This window comes from Haemophilus haemolyticus (assembly GCF_003493685.1).
Taxonomy (GTDB): domain Bacteria; phylum Pseudomonadota; class Gammaproteobacteria; order Enterobacterales; family Pasteurellaceae; genus Haemophilus; species Haemophilus haemolyticus_O.
In genome coordinates this window covers 135,769-158,515 of the sequence record NZ_QQJW01000004.1, presented here as the reverse complement: position 1 = coordinate 158,515, position 22,747 = coordinate 135,769, and the positions used below count along the sequence as shown (strand labels likewise).

Annotated in this window: 14 protein-coding genes; 6 read left to right on the top strand and 8 right to left on the bottom strand. The window is 36.5% G+C overall.

From position 1 onward, the window contains the following. Positions 1 to 48: 48 nt before the first annotated feature. Genes DV434_RS05415 through DV434_RS05405 form a run of 3 tightly spaced genes read right to left on the bottom strand, consistent with a single transcriptional unit; the run spans position 49 to position 1,782 of the window. The gene (locus DV434_RS05415; protein ID WP_118785399.1) at positions 49 to 327 is read right to left on the bottom strand and encodes a heavy-metal-associated domain-containing protein; all 279 of its coding nucleotides are present in this window, start codon (positions 325 to 327) and stop codon (positions 49 to 51) included. Positions 328 to 335: 8 nt separating this feature from the next. Next, on the bottom strand, positions 336 to 698 hold the full coding sequence (locus tag DV434_RS05410) for a hypothetical protein (protein WP_192881484.1): 363 nt from the start codon (positions 696 to 698) through the stop codon (positions 336 to 338). Beyond that, a complete protein-coding gene (locus tag DV434_RS05405; RefSeq protein WP_118785398.1) occupies positions 673 to 1,782 on the bottom strand; it encodes a transglutaminase-like domain-containing protein in 1,110 nt (369 codons plus the stop codon). The genes DV434_RS05410 and DV434_RS05405 overlap by 26 nt, the downstream gene beginning before the upstream one ends. A 234-nt stretch (positions 1,783 to 2,016) precedes the next feature. On the opposite strand from DV434_RS05405, the gene metH reads away from it, so the two are divergent. The 5 genes from metH (at position 2,017) to DV434_RS10980 (ending at position 16,003) form a co-directional block, all read left to right on the top strand. After that, entirely contained in the window at positions 2,017 to 5,706 is a 3,690-nt protein-coding gene (metH, locus tag DV434_RS05400) for a methionine synthase (RefSeq protein WP_192881483.1), read from the top strand. A 128-nt stretch (positions 5,707 to 5,834) separates the two neighbouring features. Further along, positions 5,835 to 8,975 (top strand): STY4851/ECs_5259 family protein, encoded by a 3,141-nt coding sequence (locus tag DV434_RS05395; RefSeq protein ID WP_118785396.1) that lies wholly within the window; start codon positions 5,835 to 5,837, stop codon positions 8,973 to 8,975. A 23-nt stretch (positions 8,976 to 8,998) separates the two neighbouring features. Beyond that, complete coding sequence (locus DV434_RS05390) at positions 8,999 to 15,163, top strand: DEAD/DEAH box helicase (RefSeq protein WP_118785395.1); 6,165 nt, start codon at positions 8,999 to 9,001, stop codon at positions 15,161 to 15,163. Between the two features lie 147 nt (positions 15,164 to 15,310). After that, complete coding sequence (locus DV434_RS10985) at positions 15,311 to 15,616, top strand: hypothetical protein (RefSeq protein WP_239992760.1); 306 nt, start codon at positions 15,311 to 15,313, stop codon at positions 15,614 to 15,616. A gap of 120 nt (positions 15,617 to 15,736) precedes the next feature. Continuing rightward, on the top strand, positions 15,737 to 16,003 hold the full coding sequence (locus DV434_RS10980) for a hypothetical protein (RefSeq protein WP_239992759.1): 267 nt from the start codon (positions 15,737 to 15,739) through the stop codon (positions 16,001 to 16,003). A 183-nt stretch (positions 16,004 to 16,186) separates the two neighbouring features. Here the strand turns inward: DV434_RS10980 and DV434_RS05380 are convergent, their stop codons facing one another. Next, a complete protein-coding gene (locus DV434_RS05380) occupies positions 16,187 to 17,377 on the bottom strand; it encodes an ATP-binding protein (protein ID WP_192881482.1) in 1,191 nt (396 codons plus the stop codon). Positions 17,378 to 17,579: 202 nt separating this feature from the next. Between DV434_RS05380 and DV434_RS05375 the strand changes: the two genes are divergently transcribed. Beyond that, the gene (locus tag DV434_RS05375; protein ID WP_118785393.1) at positions 17,580 to 18,047 is read left to right on the top strand and encodes a hypothetical protein; all 468 of its coding nucleotides are present in this window, start codon (positions 17,580 to 17,582) and stop codon (positions 18,045 to 18,047) included. A gap of 47 nt (positions 18,048 to 18,094) precedes the next feature. Here the strand turns inward: DV434_RS05375 and DV434_RS05370 are convergent, their stop codons facing one another. The 4 genes from DV434_RS05370 to DV434_RS05355 form a co-directional block, all read right to left on the bottom strand. Beyond that, positions 18,095 to 18,832 carry an ABC transporter ATP-binding protein gene (locus DV434_RS05370; RefSeq protein ID WP_118785392.1) on the bottom strand — a complete coding sequence of 246 codons (738 nt, stop codon included), beginning with the start codon at positions 18,830 to 18,832 and terminating at the stop codon, positions 18,095 to 18,097. Then, the gene (locus DV434_RS05365; RefSeq protein WP_118785391.1) at positions 18,832 to 19,809 is read right to left on the bottom strand and encodes a FecCD family ABC transporter permease; all 978 of its coding nucleotides are present in this window, start codon (positions 19,807 to 19,809) and stop codon (positions 18,832 to 18,834) included. The genes DV434_RS05370 and DV434_RS05365 overlap by 1 nt, the downstream gene beginning before the upstream one ends. Positions 19,810 to 19,836: 27 nt before the next feature. After that, positions 19,837 to 20,622 carry a substrate-binding domain-containing protein gene (locus DV434_RS05360; RefSeq protein WP_118785390.1) on the bottom strand — a complete coding sequence of 262 codons (786 nt, stop codon included), beginning with the start codon at positions 20,620 to 20,622 and terminating at the stop codon, positions 19,837 to 19,839. Between the two features lie 73 nt (positions 20,623 to 20,695). Further along, entirely contained in the window at positions 20,696 to 22,615 is a 1,920-nt protein-coding gene (locus DV434_RS05355) for a TonB-dependent receptor plug domain-containing protein (protein ID WP_118785389.1), read from the bottom strand. Between the last annotated feature and the right edge of the window lie 132 nt (positions 22,616 to 22,747).

The window sequence follows — 22,747 nt, the reverse complement described above, 5'->3', positions numbered from 1 at the left end:
AAAGTGCGGTGAATTTTCACCGCACTTTTTTTGCTAGGTATTTAGCGTTTAATTCACGACTTCAGCAGTATATTTCAGCTTATGAATCGCATCGAATAATTGCTGGTTTGTGACTTTGGAATCTTCCACAACCGTCACTAAACCATCTTTAATGGATGGTTTTGTTGAAATAACGCCATCAATATTACGCAGTTCTTTATTGACTAAGTAAGCGCAAAGCTGGCAATTCATTTCTTTTACTTTTAGCACAATTTGTTTGGTTTCATTCGCATGGGCGAAAGAAATTGCAAACAGCGAAAGCAAAAGTGCGGTACATAATTTCTTCATTTTTATTCCTAATTCGCTAATTCTAAAGTCCAAGGCAAAATTGTTGGATAAGTTAAGAAAAAAATCATCACGATAAAGACAATCCAATATAAAACGATAAGTTTTTTACGGGAAATATATTTGTTACAAATGATTTTTTTGGAAAATATCAACAGCCAAAATCCATAGGCAAAGGCGCATAATGAAATAATGAGCATGGGAATGCGCAAATAATCATATTCGCCTAAGCCAATCAACCAAGTAGACGATACGCCGAACACTAAATAAATTAATGGTGCGATGCAGCACAAAGTTGATGCCACCGCGGCGCTAAGTGCGGTGGCTATGGCAACCCAAAAGGATTTATTAGAGCTTTTTAGAGACGTAGTCATATTTAAATTCTTTTGGATCAAAGAAATTTAACGGATCTCCACCTACTTCTGCATATGGATAGCCGAAGTTATTGATCGGAGCTAGTTCTGGTTGTGGATATAAATTGAAATCACGGGCATGATTAAATCCGACCCAGTTTGCTTCCCAGTTACCAAACAAATATTTTGCTACGGCTTGTGTATCTTTATCTTCAACAGATTTTTTCTCTGCTAAACGCATTTTGGCAACGTCTGCGGAATCAACTGGTACCCAACCAAACCCTGCAAGGTAGAATTCAGCACGGCAGTGCTGACCGCCACTTACGTTTGCGATGCCTTGTTCATTTGCACTACCGAAAGCACCTTTGGAATATTTTCCCATTTTCTCTGCCGCACCTAAGCGAATACCAAAAATTTCACGAGCTGGGATGCCTGCCGCACGAGCAAGCGCCACAAATACAGAGTTAATATCGGTACATTTACCTTTTAATACGCCAGTGGTAAGAATTTTTTCTACATCGCCGTCACCACAACCTAATACAGAATTATCACGTTCCATATTTTTTACGATCCAACGGTGAATAAGTTCTGCTTTTTTCAATGGATTTGTTTCTTTGCCTACGATTTTGTCAGCAAATTCTTTCACTATGCCATCAGTTTTAATGTGTTGGGTAGCTTTTAAGTACTCTTGTACATCCACGGAATACTGAATATCTTTTGGCGGAGTATAATTCTCTAAAGCACCTTTCACCATTGGTTCGCGGTCTTTTGTTTCAATGACCATCGTGACTTTTAAATCACGCTTTTGTGCATCTTTATCCCAAGTGGCAAATAAGGTTTTCGCACCGTATTTATTGTTTTCTGTTACATAGGCATTCATGTAATTACCCTCAAAGTGAATCGATTTCACTTGTTGGTATTCTTCATTAAATGGCAATGGAACCCATAAATTGGTTTGTCCTTGCGAGCCTTTTGGCACAACTAAATCATAGGTTTGCGTGAATTCGTAAAGATGGGCGTCTGTATTGTAGTTTGGAATGTTGGTGTTTGCATGAGCTAACGAGCCACATGCAGAAAGCACCGCAACTGCGATAAGTTTCTTCATGAAGAGATCCTCTAGTTAATAATAGTTAAACTTAACATATTAGATAAACTAATACGCCGCTATGCTAACGGATTTTTGAGCAATAATTCAACCGTTTTGCATAAACTTTTTATTTTTCTTATATAAAAAATATTTTATTTCCCAACCGCACTTTCCTTCTAACATTTGACACCCCCAGCCCTTACACCTATTATTCCGTAGTTATTTATTTAAGATTTACGGAACAAAATAATTATGGTGAATAAAACCGCTCAACTTAAACAAGCTCTAGAAAATCGTATTCTCATTTTAGACGGTGCGATGGGGACGATGATCCAAAAATATAAACTCACCGAAGCGGATTTTCGCGGCGAGCGGTTTAAGGAAAGTGCGGTCGATTTACGCGGTAATAATGACTTACTGACATTGACTCAACCACTGCTAATTTCCGCTATTCATGAGAAATATTTGGCAGCGGGTGCAGATATTATTGAAACCAATACTTTTAGTTCAACTACGATTGCTCAAGCGGATTACGACTTGCAATCTATCGCTTATGAGCTCAATTTTGTTGGTGCAAAATTAGCTCGTTTGGCTGCAGATAAATATAGCACGCCAGAAAAACCTCGCTTTGTCGCAGGCGTGTTAGGGCCAACAAACCGTACGGCTTCCATTTCACCCGATGTAAATGATCCCGGTTTCCGCAATGTGACTTTTATGGAATTGGTGAATGCTTATGCCCAAGCAACAAAAGGCTTAATCGAAGGTGGTGCGGATTTAATTATGATTGAAACCATTTTCGACACGCTTAACGCTAAAGCGGCAGTTTTCGCCATTGAAAGTGTATTCGAAGAATTAGGCGTGGAATTGCCAATCATGATTTCCGGCACCATTACTGATGCTTCCGGTCGTACCCTTTCAGGACAAACCACAGAAGCATTCTACAACTCACTTCGCCACGCCAAACCGCTCACTTTTGGTTTGAACTGTGCGTTAGGCCCGAAAGAATTACGTCAATATGTTGAACAACTGTCTAAAATCAGCGAAACCTATGTTTCTGTGCATCCGAATGCGGGCTTGCCAAATGCCTTTGGTGGGTACGATTTAGGGGCAGAAGAGATGGCCGCTCATTTAAAAGAGTGGGCAGAAAGTGGCTTTGTGAACATTATAGGTGGTTGTTGCGGCACCACACCGGAACATATTAAAGCCTTTACTGAAGCGGTAGAAAACATCCCGCCACGCAAATTGCCACAAATCAAAACCGCCATGCGTTTATCCGGTTTAGAACCACTCAATATTGATGATGAGAGCCTGTTCGTGAACGTGGGCGAACGTAATAACGTGACGGGTTCGGCGAAATTTAAGCGTTTAATTAAAGAAGATAAATTTGCTGAAGCCATTGAAATTGCTATCGATCAAGTAGAAAACGGCGCACAAGTCATCGACGTGAACATGGACGAAGCCTTGCTCGACGGCAAAAAATGCATGACCCGTTTCCTCAACATTATGGCGACGGAACCCGATGCAGCCAAAGTACCGGTGATGATCGACTCCTCCAAATGGGAAGTGATTGAGGCGGGCTTGCAGTCAGTACAAGGTAAACCAATCGTTAACTCTATTTCCTTAAAAGAAGGTGAGGAAAAATTTATCCATCAGGCTAAATTGGTGCATAAATACGGTGCGGCCGTTGTGGTTATGGCATTTGATAAAGTGGGGCAAGCTGATACCGAAGAGCGTAAAGTGGAAATCTGTACCCGTGCCTATAACATCTTAGTCAACCAAGTGGGCTTCCCGCCGGAAGACATCATTTTTGACCCGAATATTTTCGCCATCGGCACAGGGATTGAAGAACACAATAACTACGGCGTAGATTTCATTAATGCCACAGGTCGTATTAAACGCAGCTTGCCACATGCCAAAATTTCGGGCGGTGTGTCAAATGTCTCTTTCTCTTTCCGTGGAAATAATGTCATGCGTGAGGCGATTCACGCAGTGTTCCTCTATCATGCCATCAAACAAGGCATGGACATGGGGATCGTGAACGCAGGACAGCTCGCGATTTACGATGATCTGGATCCGGAATTACGTAATGTGATTGAAGACGCCGTCTTAAACCGTACACCAGATGGTACAGAACGTTTATTGGATATTGCGGAAAAATATCGCAACCAAGGTAACGACGAAAGTGCAGTGGATTCTGTCGCCGAATGGCGCACTTGGCCGGTGGAAGAACGCTTGAAACACGCCCTCGTGAAAGGCATTACTACGCACATTATCGAAGACACCGAAGAAGCCCGCCAAAAATTACCAACGCCGTTAGAGGTAATCGAAGGTCCACTCATGGCAGGCATGGACGTGGTGGGCGATTTGTTTGGCGACGGCAAAATGTTCCTGCCACAAGTGGTGAAATCGGCGCGCGTGATGAAACAATCTGTGGCATATTTAGAGCCGTTTATCAATGCCACCAAACAAAAAGGATCCAGTAACGGTAAAGTGGTGATCGCTACCGTGAAAGGCGACGTGCATGACATCGGCAAAAACATCGTGAGCGTGGTGTTGCAATGTAATAACTTTGAAGTGATTGATTTAGGCGTTATGGTACCAGCGGACAAAATCATTCAAACCGCCATTGATGAAAAAGCCGACATTATCGGATTGAGTGGTTTGATTACGCCATCTTTAGACGAAATGGAATACTTCCTCGGTGAAATGACTCGCTTAGGTTTGAGTTTGCCTGTGTTGATTGGCGGTGCCACTACATCGAAAGAACATACGGCGATTAAACTTTATCCAAAATATAAAGAACACGGCGTATTTTATACCTCAAATGCCTCTCGTGCGGTAACGGTGTGTGCGACATTGATGAACCCTGAAAGCCGTGCGGCATTGTGGGAACAATTCAAGAAAGATTACGAGAAAATTCAGCAATCTTTCTCTAACCGTAAACCGCTTCGTAAACAATTAAGCATTGAAGAAGCACGTGCAAACCGCTTTGATGGCTTTAGTGGTGAATGGGCAGATTACGTGCCACCAACACCAAATCAAACGGGCATTGTGGAATTCAAAAATGTGCCGATTGCCGAGTTGCGTAAATTTATCGACTGGTCGCCATTTTTCCGCATTTGGGGCTTAATGGGCGGATACCCTGATGCCTTTGATTATCCAGAAGGTGGCGAAGAAGCACGCAAAGTATGGAACGATGCACAAGTGGTTTTAGATGAATTAGAGCAAAACCATAAACTCAACCCAAGCGGTATTTTAGGCATTTTCCCTGCAGAACGTGTAGGCGATGATGTCGTGCTTTTCTCTGATGAAGAACGCACACAAACTATTGGCACGGCTTATGGCTTACGCCAGCAAACAGAACGTGGCAAAAACAGCAAAAGTCCGTTTAACTTTGCCCTAAGTGACTTTATTGCCGATCGCGAAAGCAGAAAAAAAGACTGGATGGGGATGTTCGCCGTTTGTGCTGGTATTGAAGAAATGGAGCTTGTCGAAGGCTATAAAGCGGCAGGCGATGACTACAATGCTATCTTACTACAAGCTGTGGGCGACCGCTTAGCTGAAGCGATGTCGGAATACCTGCACTTTGAACTCCGCACCCGCATTTGGGGCTACACGCAAGAGGAATTTGATAACCAAGGTTTAATCAATGAAAACTATGTCGGCATCCGCCCTGCACCGGGCTATCCAAGCTGCCCTGAGCATACCGAAAAAGCCTTGATTTGGGATTTATTAGAAGTAGAACAACGCATCGGCATGAAACTCACCGAAAGCTACGCCATGTGGCCGGCAGCTTCTGTCTGCGGTTGGTACTTCACCCACCCTGCAAGTAACTATTTCACACTTGGTCGTATTGATGAAGACCAAGCTCAAGATTATGCCAAACGTAAAGGCTGGGATGAGAGAGAGATGATGAAGTGGTTGGGGGTTGCGATGAAGTAAGATTTATAATACTTTAAATCATTCATTAGCTTTCATAAATAAATTTAGATTTTATAAAAGGCTCTTGTTTCATAAAAAATTGAATATATGATACAGAAAATATTAGAATAATTCCTTTAGGAAATATAATGAATAATTTTAAAAATAAAATCTCTCCTTCCATGTGGCTTAATAATTTTCTTGGTAAAAGAGACTTGAAAAAACCTAATGGTTCACCTTTATATACTTACCAAGTAAGCGATAGTGAATTTAATGAACTAAAAATATATTTACAATCTGCCGTTCAGTACGACAAAGAAAATTATATTTTACCAGCACTATTCTGTCTATACTGTTCAGAATGGTATCGCAGGTTTTATAAAGGGGAATGGAGTTGGGAGCCTATATTAAAATCATTAAATATCAAATTAGAAACTAACTTTCGTAGCTACTTAGTTCAGAATGGACTTAAGTATTGGAATAGACAAATAATTCGATATAATAATTCTCATAACAGTTATCTTGGTTCGATATTTCGTGAAGGTGGTCTGCCTTACTCATTACTTATCCAAGAAGGTAGTCGATTCCAAGAATTATTTCGAAAGATCCTCGACCTATACTATAAAAATCCTCAACTTATCTTAGAACAGAACTCTTTACTACCTTTTCTTAATTACTTCCCCGAAGCATTTAAAGAGAGAACAACATTATCTTTAATCATAGAAATGGCAAGTAATTTAATATCCTTAGTCGACAAACATGATCTTGCCCATCAATCCGATCCAATTGGCTATCTTGAGGAAAATATCCCTGATTGGCGAATTAGATTTCCTATTCCTTTAACTGATGAAACTGCTGATAAATTTATGCTTGGGCTATTTAATTCAGTAGTTAAAGAAAAAAGATTAAAATTAAACAATAAACTTACCATTAAACAATATTTATCATCTTTATGTAACACTGAATTTAGTGTTTCACTAGATATTCCTAAAGTTTTTAGTTTTATCCCTTCTGAAAAAATCGCCCCGCAGAGATTGACTCTTTATCTTTATGAAGGTAATAGATGTTTAAGTGAAATAAGTTCCGCATATCTGAACCACAGTGACTCATCGAACCAAGAGAGAGTGGAGATTAAATTACGAAATACTAATGTGAATGTAAAAAGAATAAACTATGAAATGCCGCTAAGGTTGGTCATTACACAACAAGGCATGATTGTTTATCAAGAGCCTCTTATAGAAAGTGAACTATTAATTGATGATATGCCCATAATTTTAAGTGATGAGGAACGTCTTCAAGTTATGGGAATAGGTAGTGTAAAGAAAAAAAAGACATCACTACATCTCATGGTGAATAAATCATCAACGATTGAGTTAATTAGCCCTCATTCCAAAATACAACAAATTGATGAAACTAGTAAATATAAACACTATCGATTTAGTGGCGAAATAGTAATTATTCAAAATAGTGAAAAATTCTTTATTTCAAGCCTAAATAACCATACTAGAGAGGAAATAAAGATTGTTGGACACATGTTGCCTTATTTCACACCTAGCGGAAACCCTATCTATTTAGGCAGACCGAAGCTTAGTCAAAAGAATGATGTATTCAATTTAGAAATTCTAAATAATCAACATGATAACTCTATTTATGGTAGTAACTATGCTCGAATCTTAGACGGTGAAGGCAATACTATATTTAAGAAAAAAATATCCATTCTTCCTCCTGATTTTAAAGTAAAATTATATAACAACAGAACACCTAAAAATGGGATAGTTGAGTTTTCAACATCTCAATCATTTACAATAGAAAACTTATCTGATGGTTTAAGTAGCCAAATTACCCCCATTCCTGATATTGGGAAAAAACTACATGTAATAAGCAACTCAATTCCCCCATCTATACTAAAAATTAGAATCCGATGTAATTTAAGCTCATCTGTGGATATAGAGCTCCCTTTCCCTTCTTCTGGGGTATTATTAAATAAAGATCAGAATGAAATTCCAATTAATGAAACGCTTTCTTTAAAAGAACTTTTAGGATGTCGCTTACGTTTTTATCCTGATATTAATACAGCCACGGTATATACTGTAGACATAAAAAATAGCTTAAACAATCAGAAGTATTGGACTTACCATATTAACGATAAGCCTATTGACATAAACTTATATGAATTACGTCAAGAGATATTATCTTTACTATCTTCAACAGGAGTTTTAGATGAAAAAATAAAATTAATTATTTCAAAAAACAATGTAGAAATCAGACAAGTTAATATTCAACTTTATTGTGATAATCTTTCAATTAAAGATGGGGTTATAGATATACATGACAAAGATATAAAACTAGAATTATTATCTTTAACAACTTTAGAAACTGACTCTTTAATATTGGATGATAAAGGAAAATATTTACTTCCTAATCAAATTCACAGTCCAAGCTTAATTATTCCAAAAAAAGAATCTATCTTACAAACTAGGGCGGAATTCATTCAAGCTACACACTTAATTCCAATTCAAGAAGAGTTACAACATGCTATATCGCTTCCACCTGAGCAATATCAGGTTGGTATCCAAGTAGTATTAGATAAAATGGCAAAAGACATAAATCATCCTGGATGGGAATATTTAGATAAGCTTTATTCTGGGTTTAACTATTTACCTCTCCCTACATTCTTAGTATGGAAAGAATTGATTAAAAACTATGAAGCTCTAGTCATGTTCGTGGTAAGACATGATGAAACAGATAAAATCATGCAAACATTACAAGATGAATATAATGTTATTTGGACACTTATACCAATATCTACATGGCATGATCAACTCAATAGGTTTATACAAAAATACCAGGAACTTCCATCAGAAATATTAAATGCTTTATCAGAAAATAAAATCGATAAAATTTATTACTTTGCACCAGCTATAAAAAAGAAAGAAAGTAACATATTACCAATATCTATAATGCATAATTCCATATTACCTCAATGGTATCAAGAATTAAATAGAAGACACTTTAAAGAATATTGGATTTCTGAGTTTTCTGAAGAACTTATGGAATGGATCGAGATAAATCATCCAGCATTAAATTTTCCACTCTATAGTAAAGCACATCAAGCAGTAGTATATTTTCCCTTCTTTGCTGCAGCTGTTACAACTGGAAAAGCTAAATTTAATGATTTGAGAGATATTACAGATAAAGATTTTTATATTTTTAAATCTCTTATTGAATTTGATCCAGATTGGTTTAAACCAGTTTATTTATTTTCACTTGAATACCTTAACCAATTCTAGAAAGTAATAATGGCGAGAATAATATGAAAGCTTATTTTTCAAAACTAAGAACACAAACAAATAATAAAGCAAAAGAAGCGTCTTTAAGTATTTTAGGTATATCACAACCAGAATTAAGAAATCACTTAAGTCAACAAATGACTCAGTGCGAAGCTTTCGTGACTCAACCTATTTTTGAACCTATGTTTAGTTGGGAAAAACATATTCATAAAATGGAAGAATTAGGTAGAGAAGGACTACTATCTGAAGCTGTGATTGAAGCCCTTAATTCTGATAAAAATGACCGATATGTATTTAAGAAGTATTGGTATCCTTTCAAACACCAATACCAAGCATGGAAAGATTTACTTTCTAGAAATACGCAATCTAGAATTATTACTAGCGGTACTGGCTCAGGTAAAACAGAGTGTTTTATGGTTCCAGTATTAGAAGATCTTTACCGAGAAACAGCTCAAAATAATGAACAATTAACGGGGGTGAGAGCTCTATTTCTTTATCCTCTAAATGCACTAATCAACTCTCAACAAGAAAGATTAAGTGCTTGGACAAGCCACTTTGGAGATAAATTACGATTCTGCTTGTATAATGGAGAAACAGAAGAGTTTTCCGATACAGTAAAACATGCCCAAAAACTAACACCTCAGCAAGTCTTATCTCGTGAACTATTGAGAGAAAATCCATCGCCTATTTTAGTAACAAATGGCACTATGCTGGAACATATGTTAATTCGACAAATAGATGCTCCCATTATCAATAAATCTAAGGGAAAATTACGCTGGATAATTCTTGATGAAGCTCATACTTATGTCGGTTCACAAGCAGCTGAATTAGCCTTACAATTGCGTCGAGTTATGAATGCATTTGAAGTAAAAGCTGAAGATATTCGTTTTGTTGCCACCTCTGCAACGATTGCTGGGACAGATTCTGAAACACAGCTAAAACGATATTTATCTAACTTAGCCAATATTTCTGAATCACAAATTGCAGTTATCGGAGGACAACGTCAAATTCCAGCCCTTTCTACACTCCCCAAAAAATCACTTACATTAGAAGATATTGAAAAAATTGAAAGTGAAAATGAAATTTCAGAGCTACGCTTCAATGCCTTACTTAGCTCACCAAAAGCTATTGAAATCCGAAATTTATTTGCTCATAAAATAGTTTCTACTCAAGATGCATTGAATAAATTTATAGATCTTGATGAACCTACATTATACCGCTGGCTTGATCTTTTAACGTCAACAAAAAAAGATTCATCTAGCGAAGCATTCCTAAAATTACGTGCGCATTATTTTCAAAGAACTCTATCTGGGTTATGGGCATGCATTGATCCTAACTGTCCAGCCAAACAACATACACCACTAAAACAAAATTGGGCATTCGGTAAAGTCTTTAGTCAACAGCGTACAAAGTGTGACTGTGGTGCAGCTGTGCTAGAACTCGTATTTTGTGAAGAATGTAATTCTCCACACTTACTTGCGAATCTAAAAAATGAAAAATTAGTACAATGGATAGGAAAAGCCGAGGATGAATTTGCTTTATTAGATGAAGTGCTCCCTGAGGAAATGGAAATACCTGAAATAAGAGAACTAAGCTCTAGCGAGGAAGTACTTTTAAGTCGGAATGAACATGCTGATTATGTTCATCGGTATTTTGATCGTGATGGTCACTCTCAAGATATAAAAGAAAAAGGTATTTCGTATTACCAATTACATTCCAATACTCAAACCTGTTCATTCTGTGGATATACCGGGCGTGGAGCTTATGGGAAAGCCATGCGAAGAAGCTTATTAAGTGTGCCTTTTTATACCATAAACCTTACACCAACTGTTCTAGAATATTGTGCTGAAATTGAAAAAGATAAGTTGGATAAACCAAGTCGAGGCAAACGATTAATTACATTTACTGATAGTCGTCAAGGTACTGCAAAAATGTCAATAAAAATGCAGCAAGATGCCGAACGCTCTCGCTTAAGAGGTTTAGTTGTCAAAAAATTAAAAAGCATGGTTGAAAGTAAAAGCATACTTTCAGATGATCTTAAAAATAAAATGCAAGGACTGGGCAGTATGCCTAAAAATCTATTAAAGCAAAATTGGGATACACTACAACAAATTTTTTCTAACGATGAAAAAACAAGACAAGAAATTGAAGCATATTTACAATCTGAAGATGAAATAGTACCTCTTGCAAAATCGTGGTCTGAAATGATAGCTGAGTTATCTAAAGATCTTGATCAAATCATGGTTGAAGAAAATAACAAGCTTGCCCCTAATGTATTTGATAATACTGAGGGAAGCTTGCGATTAGCAAGTTTATTATTATTACGTGAATTTATGCGACGGCCTAAAAACCGTAATAATCTTGAAACGCAGGGATTAGTCAAATTAGTTTATCCTGCATTAAATAAAGTTACCAATATACCTAACAACTATTGGTCAGAAAGAGGACTTACTCTTAAAGACTGGAAAGATTTTCTCAAAATAGCACTAGATTTCTATATACGTGAAAATTTCTTTATTAAAATTGAAGATACCTTAAAACGATGGGTAGGATTACCTGTTTATGAACGTAGTGTAATTAGTCCAAGATCATCCGATGAAAGTGAGACAAAAGTGCGCCATTGGATTCAAGTAAAAGCTGGAAAGGCTGAACAGCAGCGCTTAATTAGTTTGCTTTCAGCTGGGTCTGGGTTAAAACCAGAAAATAATGCGGATGCGGATATCATTAATGAATGGTTAAAAGCTGCTTGGGATGAATTAACTACACGATTAAATATTCTAACCGAGCAAGAAAAGAAATATCGACTAGATTTTAAAAGTCACGCTACGCCTAGCGAAAGTAATGTAAGTCTATCTATATTGGATAAAGCTTTTATTTGTCCAATTAGTAATAAATTACTAGATACAACTTTTAAAGGATTTACTCCCTATATCCCATCTGCATTTAGAAAGATTGCCAAAACAAGTGATTTAAAAGAATTTAAATGTGAAGAAATTAAATTACCTTCTTTATGGAAATTTGAAACGAGTAATGAATACATAGAATATATTGAATTAACAAGAAAGCAAATTGCTGAAAATGCTGAAATACAAAAACTACGAGAGCGAAATTTATGGACCGATATAAATGATAGTGCCGTAGAAGGTGGTTATTTTTATACAACTGCTGAACATTCAGCCCAGCAAAATCGAGATCAACTGAAACAATATGAAGAAGAATTCAAAATAGGTAGAAGAAATGTCCTAAATTGCTCTACCACAATGGAAATGGGGGTTGATATAGGAGGAATTATTGCTGTTATCATGAATAATGTACCTCCACATCCAGCAAATTATCTGCAACGAGCTGGACGTGCTGGACGCTCTCAAGAGGCTAGAGCAATTAGCTTTACTCTATGCAAAGATAATCCTCATGACCAAGCAGTATTCAATAACCCTAAATGGGCCTTTACTACACCTATTCCTGCGCCATATGTTGAATTTAGTTCCCCAAAAGTAGTGCAACGACATTTGAATGCGTTTTTATTGGGTAAATATCTTCTTTCACTTGGTATATCAAAGGATCGAACAAAATTAAGTAGTGAATGGTTTTATGGAAAAGCAGAAGGAGAAAATAGCTTTTCTTTTGCTGATAAATTCGAAAAATGGCTAAATAATTCTGATACCCAAGAGAAATTCAATACCTCTATAAATACAATTACAAGAGGAACTTGCTTACAAAATAGTTCTATCAGAAAAATCTATTCTGATACATCTAAATCTATTAAAAAATTAAATGAGAATTGGTTAAAAGAATATGAGTATATTCAAAAAGAGTTAAAAACATCTACAGGACATTACCATTATAGCTTGACACAAGCCAAAAAACGGCTATCTGATGATTACTTAATTAACTCTCTTGCTCAAAAATCATTCTTGCCGGCTTACGGATTTCCAACAAATATTGTAGAACTTGTAACTGACAATTTATCTCAATTTAAGCAAGAAAGTTATAATAGTCAGAGAAATAAAAAATTACCAAGTAGAGAATTACCAGTTGCTATTCGAGAATATGCACCTGGCGTAGATATTGCGTTAGACGGTGTAGTTTACCGTAGTGCTGGAATTACTTTGAATTGGCAAAAAATACATCAACAAAATGCAAAAGAAGCTCAGAAATTTGATATTGCATGGCGTTGCCCTCATTGCGGAGAATCAGGTTATGAAACAGGCTCAGAAAAATATGAGCAACTGAAATGTTCTCAATGTGAATCTCATATTCCTGATGAATATCAAAGACGAACAATTCAACCAACTGGATTTTTAGTCGATTTTTACCAACATTTATCAAATAATGTTGCAGAAAATCATTTTTTACCAATCCAAAATGCCTGGGTAATTGCAAAAACTAAAATGAAATCGTTACCAACGCCTGAACTTGGGATGATGCGAGCAGATTCACAAGGTCATGTGTTTTATCATAATTCTGGTTTTGGTGGAAATGGGTATGCTGTCTGTATGGAATGCGGTAGAGCCGAATCGATGACTAAAGACAACCATTTCCCTAAAAACTTAGATCCAGAGAATCCCAAGGCAATACATTACTCTCCCAAGGCAGTAAATATTAAAGAGGGAGAATCAAGAACTCCTTGTACTGGTAATATTTTAAAAAATATTCATTTAGGGGTTTCTACATATACTGACGTGTTTGAAATTATTCTAAAAAGCCCTGAAAACGGCTATTTATCTAATAGCGATAAAGATGTTTCTATTGCCACAACATTAAGTGTAGCATTAAGAAGAGCATTAACAGAACAACTTGGCATTTCGAATAATGAAGTTCAATATAGTATCCGTCCTGTCAAATTACCTGGAAAACAAAACACCTTTGCACTGCAATTATTCGATACCATATCTGGAGGTGCTGGATTTTCAAGCAATGCTATTCACCATATATCTGATATTCTAAAAAAAATGGTATCTATTCTTCATTGTCTTGAATGTGAAACATACTGTAATCATTGCTTATTGGAATACGACTCTAGGTTTGATTTTGAAAAATTAAACAGAAAATTAGCTCTAGAATGGTTAGGTTCTTTTGAAAATCACCTTTCATTACCACAACAATATCAAAGTTCTATTAAAAATGGGAAATATAGTGCACTTAATCTAAAAGAGAAATTAAATGACCTCATAAACAACCATATTTACAATATAAAATTTGTATTATCTGAAAAAATAGACGAATGGGATATCTCATTAAGTAAAGTTAAAAACATATTAATACCATTAATAACAGAAAATATAAATATTGAATTTATTATTCCTAAAAAGGATTTAAATGATGAAATAAAAGAATTTTTTTATCACATCCAATTGTTAGGTATAAAAATCAGTTATGCAGATACCAATAAAAACATTGTCTACCAAGCAACATCGGATAAAGGATGTATTACACTTGCTAGCTCAGAACAATCTAGTAAAATATTGGGTGATAATTGGCTAGATTCTGGAAGTTTAACTTTTTATTCATATGATGAATCGGAAATATTTGGTGAACAAGTAGTTTTTGAAAAATCTATATCACCAGTAAGCCAATCAATTATTGAGATAAATAATGAATTTAGTGGCAAGCAAGTAAATTATTTTGGGAGAGGAATTAAATCCCTATTAGAAAAAAATAATATTCATTTTAAAAACTTATTTGAAAATGAAGAAGTAATATCATTAACATATTGTGATCGTTATTTACGTAATCCAATAGTTGTATTACTACTAGGGGAAATAATAAAAGCATTCTCAAATCAATCAAATCCTAGAGTTTATATTAACACTGTCTATGTAAATAAGAGTAATTACCAAAATTCTTATTTGCTTAAACATGACTGGCAAAATGAATTAGATTACAGTGAGGTTATAGAACGATACATATCTCAGCGTACGGCACTTTCTGTACAAGTATCTGTATCAACAAATAATAAAGATCTTCCACATGCTCGCTCCTTGAAGTTAGAATTTAAATCGGGAAAAACCATGAAAATTTTCTTTGACCAAGGAATGGGATTTTGGAGTCTTAAGAGTGATGGTATGCTTCGTTTTGATTTTAATAGAAATATTGAAGAGCAGATTGAACGATTAAATCAAGTAAGGCAAAAGGCAACTATTGGAGATTCTGAACATAATACATTCTTATATATAAGAACAAGTTGAAATACTTTTGTTAAAAGCCCAACTATTTGTAAGTTGTAAGGAACCCTATGAAAAAAAATTATCTCTTTGCTTTGTTTATTATTAGCAGCTTGCTCCAGTAACAATACGCCACCTGCTTACGACAGTACGACGCTCTTTTACAAATATATGACTCGCTTGGAAAGTGAAGAAATATTGATTCGAGGTGTTGTTAAAACACCGGATAATAAAACTTATTTGCTTAGTGATAACGAAGATTATGAGTTTTCAGGCATTGATGCGCATTATTTACAACCTTTATTCCGACCTGAATACATGACAAAGCTATTAAAATCCAATAGAAGGGATGATAAATTTTATTTATGGCTTTCCTTTCATGCTGACCGTAGTAATAACCTTGTTAAAGTAAACTATGACCTAAAATTACCGATGAAATACCTTAATACGCTTCGCCAGAGCCTAAAGGGATTATAGCAACGTTGGCCAGTATTTTATGATAGTAGTAATAGTAGTAATTGCTATGTAAGTGATTTTTTCCACCAAGAACCGTCAGAATGTAAAGGGAAAGGACCTATAACCGCAATTACCCTTTATATGAGAAAGGGAGATGAGCAAATAATCAATGGGCGTATCGTGAAATTAAATAACCGTGATGAAATTTTGAAAAAATCCTCACTCCCTATACCAATACCTGCATATCTTAGTAATTATCGTCTAAAAACAGATGAAGAAATTCGAACAGAGAAACGGGATGAAATGAAAAAATCAACCCAATATGGAATAGAAAAAGCCGTAAGCATCATTACTGCACCAATTTGGTACCCTATGTTGATGTGGACAGGTCCTTTTATGGGCAAGTAGTTACTTATCATATTTCATTTTCTTTATAATGGCGCACGCTCGCAGCGTGTGCCAAATTTTACTAAAAAACACTTCAAAAACTCACCGCTCTTTATTTACTTTCTACGGCACGCGTTAGGAAACGCGCGCCAGCGTGAGCATTAATCACTGAAAGTGCGGTGAAAATTTTCAACGTTTTTATGTTTACTGCAACAACCAATCTACCACATACATCACTTCAATCCCATCAATCTCTGTTTGTTCGTAATATTTCCCCGTAATTAAGATCTTTTTGTAGTTATCCTTAATATGCAAAAGATTATCTGTTTCGTGGGTATTTTCAGGGATTTCAAAGGCGACTTGTACATATAGAATTTCATCGGCTTTTCGGGCAATAAAATCAATTTCTTTGCTGTCGAGTTTGCCCACATCAACGGTATAACCCCGTCTGAGTAATTCAATAAAAACGATATTTTCTAAGCGATTGGCATAATTCGCCCCTTTTTTGCCGATAGCGTGTCGTCTTAAACCATTATCCACAATAAAATATTTGGCATTGGTTTTTAAATAGCCTTTTCCGCGAATATCGTATTGTTTTGCTTTATAAAAAAGAAACGCATTTTCTAACAAATCAAGATATTTGCTGATGGTGTGATTTGAAGTGGGAACTCGTTCGGACGTGAGCGTGTTGCTAATTTTGCTCGGATTCACCAACTGCCCTACGTTATCCGCCAAAAAGAGAATCACGCTTTTAAGAATATGCGTGTCTTTCACACTGGCTCGGTGGGCAATATCATTTAGCACGATAGAATCAAAAATGCCGGATAAAATCGTTTCTTTTAAAGGTTCATCCGCAATGGCGACACTGGGGAAACCGCCGTATTTTTCGTATTCCAAATAGAGTTTATCTACCAATCTTGATTGGCTATCCACATTTTTGGCGTGCAAAAATTCTTTAAAAGAAAGCGGATAAATTTTGATTTCTACATACCGACCGCTTAACAGCGTCGCAAGCTCGCCAGAAAGCAAGTTAGCATTGGAACCCGTAATCACGATATCGGTGTTAAAACTCACGCGAAGCGCATTAACGATTTTCTGCCAACCTTCTACAAACTGAATTTCATCAATCAGAAAGTAAGTTTTCTCTTGAGAGGAGAGCATTTTTTCTTGAATAAGCTGTTGGAAATCTTGAGCGTTTTTCACCCATTGATATTCAAAAGACTCAAAATTGAGATAAATAATATTTTCGGAAGCAATGCCCTGCTGTTGCAGATAATCACCGTATTGCATGAGTAGCACTGATTTACCAGAACGACGAACACCAGAGATGACTTTAATAAAATCGGTATCTTTAAATTGAATCAGTTGTTGTAAATAATTTTCACGAGAGATCATGGCTTTACCAATTGGAAGTAAATTTCATATTTTAAAAAGTATACGAAAATTGGAAGTTTATTTCCATATTATTTATTTTTCGGTGTGTTTGGAATTACACTTCCAGTTTTTGTTGCGATTTTTTAATCTCATTCCAATCCCTTGCACAATCCCCAATTTCCGCTATCATACGCGCCTTCTTATTTCTCGGAATTTTGTATTTATGAATAAATTAAAGATGGCATTGTTTGTGGGGGCTCTTGTGAGTTTATTTGCTTGCACCACAACACATCAGCCGAAGAAAACGGTTAAATCTCGATTTTTAAAGAATAATATTAGCCAAGCTGAGTTAAATAATTCTGTTAATTACAAGCCATATCATTATCGTTGTAATAATAAAGAAACTGGGGGGATTTCTCATTTGACGACTTATTTCCCTCTGTCGCGTGAAAGTCGTATGAAAGATAACTTCGGTTTTTATTTCCAGCTAGATCATGGTAAGGCAGTGCCTTTTGATCATTCATACACACTGACACTGAATGCGCGCGGTACAAAATTTGAAGTGGTTTATCGTTCGTATGATCCGATTCAAGGAAGTTATGTGGATTTAATTGCGCGATCTCAAAGTTCAATTTACTACAAGAATCAACAAGGCAAGCAAGTTCCTTGGTTGATTTGTAAGGGCGGTTGATTTTTCTCGAAAATAACTTTTACTTTCAGCAAAATGAGAAATTGGAATTAGGTTTCCAATTTCTCTATCCCATAAATCTCTCTTCTTTCTGCGTCAAATTTCACGCTTATATCAAAGGCTTGAGCAAGATTCGTTGAATTTAGCACCGCTTGTGTTTTGCCAGTCGCAATAATTTTGCCTTTGTCGAGCAAAATCACTTCATCACAGTATTTATATGCAAGGGATAAATGATGGATCGCTACAACGCAAGTATGCTGTGGCGTGAGCGATTTTAATTGTTCCATCATGTCTATTTGGTAATAGGGATCGAGTGGTGCGATAGGTTCATCAGCGAGCAATAGCGGCGCATTTTTGATACAACAACGAGCGAGTTGCACTCGCGCTTTTTCTCCGCCTGACAGTTTCTGAAAGGATTTATTGAGCAAATGTTCTATCGAAAATTTTTGTGAAATCTCCGTGATTTTTGACCGCTCTTTTGCCGATGATAAGGGGGAATTTAAGCCGAGAGCAATAATATCATAAACTGATAAATCCCAATGGATATTGGTATCTTGCGCAAGATAAGCGAGTTGCTGGCTTTTTTCCGTTGTACTTATTTTGCTTAATGGGCTGTTTCCAAAATAAATTTCACCTTTTGCAATAGGTAAAATTCCTGCAATCGTTTTGAGCAAAGTTGATTTGCCCGCACCATTTGCGCCCATAATGCCGATCAGTTTTCCTTTAGGAAGCGTGCAGCTGATGTTGTTTAAGCCATAAGGCTGAGAAAGGTTTTCGATTCTAATCATTATCTTGCCAACTTGCGTTGCTCCGTAATTAAAATCCAAATTAAGCAAGGTGCGCCAATGATTGCGATGAGCGTGCCAATATAAATATGTGAAAAGACAGGAATATATTGCACGCAAAGATCCGCAATAAGTAGCAATAATGCGCCAAGTAATGCACTGGTAATGTAAAGTTGCGAAGGTCGTTTTTTTAGCAATAGGCGAGCAAAGTGCGGTGCGATTAAGCCAACAAAACCGATAGTGCCTGTTTGAGGAATCGTTGCCCCCACTAATAATGCCACGCCAAAGGTCGTGATGAAAAAGCTACGTTTAGGATTCACGCCCATTGTGCTCGCGGTTTCTTCACCGAAGGTGAGTAAGTCAATATAGCGGCGTTCACGATATAAACAAAACAAACCCAATAATACGATTGGAAATGAAATGAGTAGCGTATCAAGTTTTGCCCACACAAGAGAACCTTGTAGCCAGCGGTAGAGTTCAGCTAACGCCCACGGGCTTTCTGCGTTCGAAAGTAGCAATGCAACGGCAGCAGAGAGCAACATATTGACGGCTAAACCACTTAAAATCATCGCCGTTGTACCGTGGTTTTTAGCGATTAAATAAACCAATAAAAAACTAGATAACGCACCAGCCACACCGCCAATTAACAATAGACTTAAGGGTACGGAAAAATAGTAAAGCAAAAATACACTGGTGGTGGTTGCACCAGCACTACTTCCCAATAATCCAGGGCTTGCCAGCGGATTTTGAAATATCCCCTGCATTGCATTGCCTGCTAAAGCAAGGCTTGCACCAGTTAAAATGGCTAATCCGAGGCGCGGTAGGCGAATATCAAGCAATACGAGCGAGCGCATATCCGTGAGCACACCATCCGCATTTTTGAGATGGGCAAAATCGCCGAGCTGATGATAAATCGCAAAGCTGCTAATCAACAGCAACGCGAAGAAAAGTGAGGTATTTAATTTTAGTGTTTTGGTCAATGCTCAATTTCCTATGTAATCCAAATATCATTTTAATTGTTGATAAATCTTCTCTGCACCTTGCCACACGCCGTGATCAAAGCAATAAGTATATTTCATTGGAATACGAAAGTGCGGTCGATTTTTAAAAAGATTTTGCAAAAGCGGATGTTTAAGCAATTCCGCTTGCTCGTTATAACTTTGTTGGTCGCTGATTTCAATCAACACGTTGGGTTCGGCTAGTAGCACTTTTTCAAGAGAAAAATTTTGTGCCGTAAGTGGTTTTTTTTGCGGGGTTAAGCCTAGCAAGTTAAGTAAAGTGGGATACTGTGGTGTATAAGTTTCTACAATGCCCGTATCTGAAAGTATTAATGCGTCAGTGAGTGATAGATTGAGGCGAGAATCTTGTAATTTAAGTTTATCGATTAAAGATTTCGCATGCGTTTCATTGCCCGTAAGTTTGCCCAAGTGCAATATTAGCCCAAATAATTCTTCTGCCGTTTGTGGCGTGTCATTAATTGGCTCAATTTTTGCCCCAAGTTTTTTCAAATCTGCCACAAGTTGTGGGTAAAAGGTTTCATTGATAAGAAACGTTTTATCGAGATAGGGCAATAATGCGGTGAGTTGTGGCTTAAGAGTTGGCTTATCCACATTGAGTTTATCCAACATCATCAAGGGATTTTTAGAATAAGGAGACTGTGCGGCAATTTGCTCAGGACGCGCAATTTCCGACAAAAGACGATCGCTGCAAAGCGTAAGCGAGACAAATTGTTCCGAAGCCTGAGCGGTAAACGGAAGGAAAAGTGCGGTTAAAATTAAGCGAGTTTTTTGCATATAGATAATGATACGCTACGCCAGCAAGAATGTAAAAAGGCGTGCTAAGCACGCCCTTATGAGTGGGTAATAATTAGAACGATCCTTTCAAGCCAACGTAAACATTACGTCCGTCTTGGCCGTAGCCAAGTACGTTTTCGTATTTTTTATTGAATACGTTGTTAAGGTTTGCATAAATCGTTAAATTAGGAACAATTTGATAATTCACACCAATATTTGCCAAAGTATAGGAAGGCATTTTAGTTGGGTGTGGGTAAGTATCAATACGTTTACCTACATAAGATACGTTAACATCTGACCCTAACTTTTCAGTAATTTGATAAGCTAACCCTATATTACCTGCATGTTTTGGTCGACGGCTAAGATCAACCTTTTTATTATCTCTTGCTTGAGTATAAGTATAGTTCGCATAACTTGTTAGGGATGTAGTTAATTTACCACTGTATGCTAATTCAACACCTCTTATTTGGCTTGTTCCAGAAACATTTTTATTCTTAGATGTGGTACCATCATAAGAAATTAAATCTTTTACATTACGAGCAAAGTAAGTGATATCTAAACTATGTTGTCTATCTGTTGTTTCAATTAATAGACCAATATCACCACCACGGCTTTTTTCTGCTTTCAAGTCAAAATTTGGATTTGTCCAAGGGGCGTAACCAAAATATTCCGAGATCGTTGGTGATTTCGTTGCCGTACCAAAACTTGTGTGCGCTTTAAAGTTTGGAGATAAACGATATCCACCTGAAATTCGACTAGTGAATGTATTATCGTAAAATGAATTTTTAATATATCGACCGCTTACCGCAACATTATGTCCATCTTCATGGAGTAGACGATATTCAGCAGCAATACTTTTTTCAGTATTTTCTTTTGTGCTAGTATATTCACTACCTTCATATTTTGCTTTTTGATATTCAGCTAAGAAGCTCACACCCTGAGTAATAGCTCCGTCTTGATCAAAATTTATATCAAGTTGGTAATTTGCATTTAACCTTCTTGCATCAAACTTGGTTTCAATATTAGCTGAGTAAGGGGATAAATCGAAAACATTACGAGTTGTTTTAATATGGCTAATATTTACTTTATGCTTCAATAGTTCCTTATCATTTCCAAAGTATCCACTTAATTTAAATATTGATTCTCTTGTTCGAACATTATCATTAAATAAAGTTTCATCTGAAATAGGACGGTCATTATCATCGAAATGACTTGTTTGTGAGGAATGGGAAGAAAATAATTCAATACCTTTATTATTATCATCATAACCAAAACGTAAAGATGCATTATCTCGATGGAATTTATCTTTTTCCGAATACCCTCCTGTTGAGAATTTAGTTCCCGAAGTAGAAGTATAATTAAATTTATTTGAACTTTTTGATGATATACCGCTTGTACGATGACTATCGCCATGGAGAGAATAATAGAATCCGTCGTTGTATCCGGATAATGTAACAGAACCATCGCGAGTGTGATATGAACCTGTACCTAAATCAAAGTCTATATTAAAAGGTTTTTCTTTATATAAACCACTTTTTGTTGTGATGTAAATTACACCACCCATTGCATCACTCCCCCAAAGAGCTGATTGCTCTCCACGCAATACTTCAATACGTTCAATGTTACTGAGAGTCAATCCACCTAGGTTAAATGCATCTCCTGAAATAGGATTCATTTTTACTCCGTCAATAACAACAATCGCTTGATTAGGTTCAGCACCACGAACATAAAAATTCGTTTCTGTTCCACGTCCCCCATTTGATGTCATCGCAATACCTGGTACAGTCTTCAATACATCACTCACATAAGTCGCATTACGCTCTGCAAAATCTTTTTCTGTTAATACGGTGACTGATGATGCAGTTTGGTCTTGGTTTACTGGTGTTGCGTAAGCTGAATACACATTGATCGGTTCAAGCTCGGTTTTGGTTTCAGCTTGTACAAAAGCTGACGCACTCAATAAAAGTGCGGTAGTAATTAAGTTGGTTTTCATTATGTTGGTTCCTCTTTTTAAAAAGTGCGCTATTTTGGCACAATAGAAATTCATTTCCTAGTCGAGAATTTTCATTTACTTTACAAATTCTGTTCATTTTGTAAAAAAATTCGTTTTTTAACCGCACTTTTT

Bases quoted from the DNA above. Each gene is read 5' to 3' on its own strand.
- DV434_RS05415 (WP_118785399.1), bottom strand. From the start codon at position 327: ATGAAGAAATTATGTACCGCACTTTTGCTTTCGCTGTTTGCAATTTCT.
- DV434_RS05410 (WP_192881484.1), bottom strand. From the start codon at position 698: ATGACTACGTCTCTAAAAAGCTCTAATAAATCCTTTTGGGTTGCCATA.
- DV434_RS05405 (WP_118785398.1), bottom strand. From the start codon at position 1,782: ATGAAGAAACTTATCGCAGTTGCGGTGCTTTCTGCATGTGGCTCGTTA.
- metH (WP_192881483.1), top strand. From the start codon at position 2,017: ATGGTGAATAAAACCGCTCAACTTAAACAAGCTCTAGAAAATCGTATT.
- DV434_RS05395 (WP_118785396.1), top strand. From the start codon at position 5,835: ATGAATAATTTTAAAAATAAAATCTCTCCTTCCATGTGGCTTAATAAT.
- DV434_RS05390 (WP_118785395.1), top strand. From the start codon at position 8,999: ATGAAAGCTTATTTTTCAAAACTAAGAACACAAACAAATAATAAAGCA.
- DV434_RS10985 (WP_239992760.1), top strand. From the start codon at position 15,311: ATGACTCGCTTGGAAAGTGAAGAAATATTGATTCGAGGTGTTGTTAAA.
- DV434_RS10980 (WP_239992759.1), top strand. From the start codon at position 15,737: ATGAGAAAGGGAGATGAGCAAATAATCAATGGGCGTATCGTGAAATTA.
- DV434_RS05380 (WP_192881482.1), bottom strand. From the start codon at position 17,377: ATGATCTCTCGTGAAAATTATTTACAACAACTGATTCAATTTAAAGAT.
- DV434_RS05375 (WP_118785393.1), top strand. From the start codon at position 17,580: ATGAATAAATTAAAGATGGCATTGTTTGTGGGGGCTCTTGTGAGTTTA.
- DV434_RS05370 (WP_118785392.1), bottom strand. From the start codon at position 18,832: ATGATTAGAATCGAAAACCTTTCTCAGCCTTATGGCTTAAACAACATC.
- DV434_RS05360 (WP_118785390.1), bottom strand. From the start codon at position 20,622: ATGCAAAAAACTCGCTTAATTTTAACCGCACTTTTCCTTCCGTTTACC.
- DV434_RS05355 (WP_118785389.1), bottom strand. From the start codon at position 22,615: ATGAAAACCAACTTAATTACTACCGCACTTTTATTGAGTGCGTCAGCT.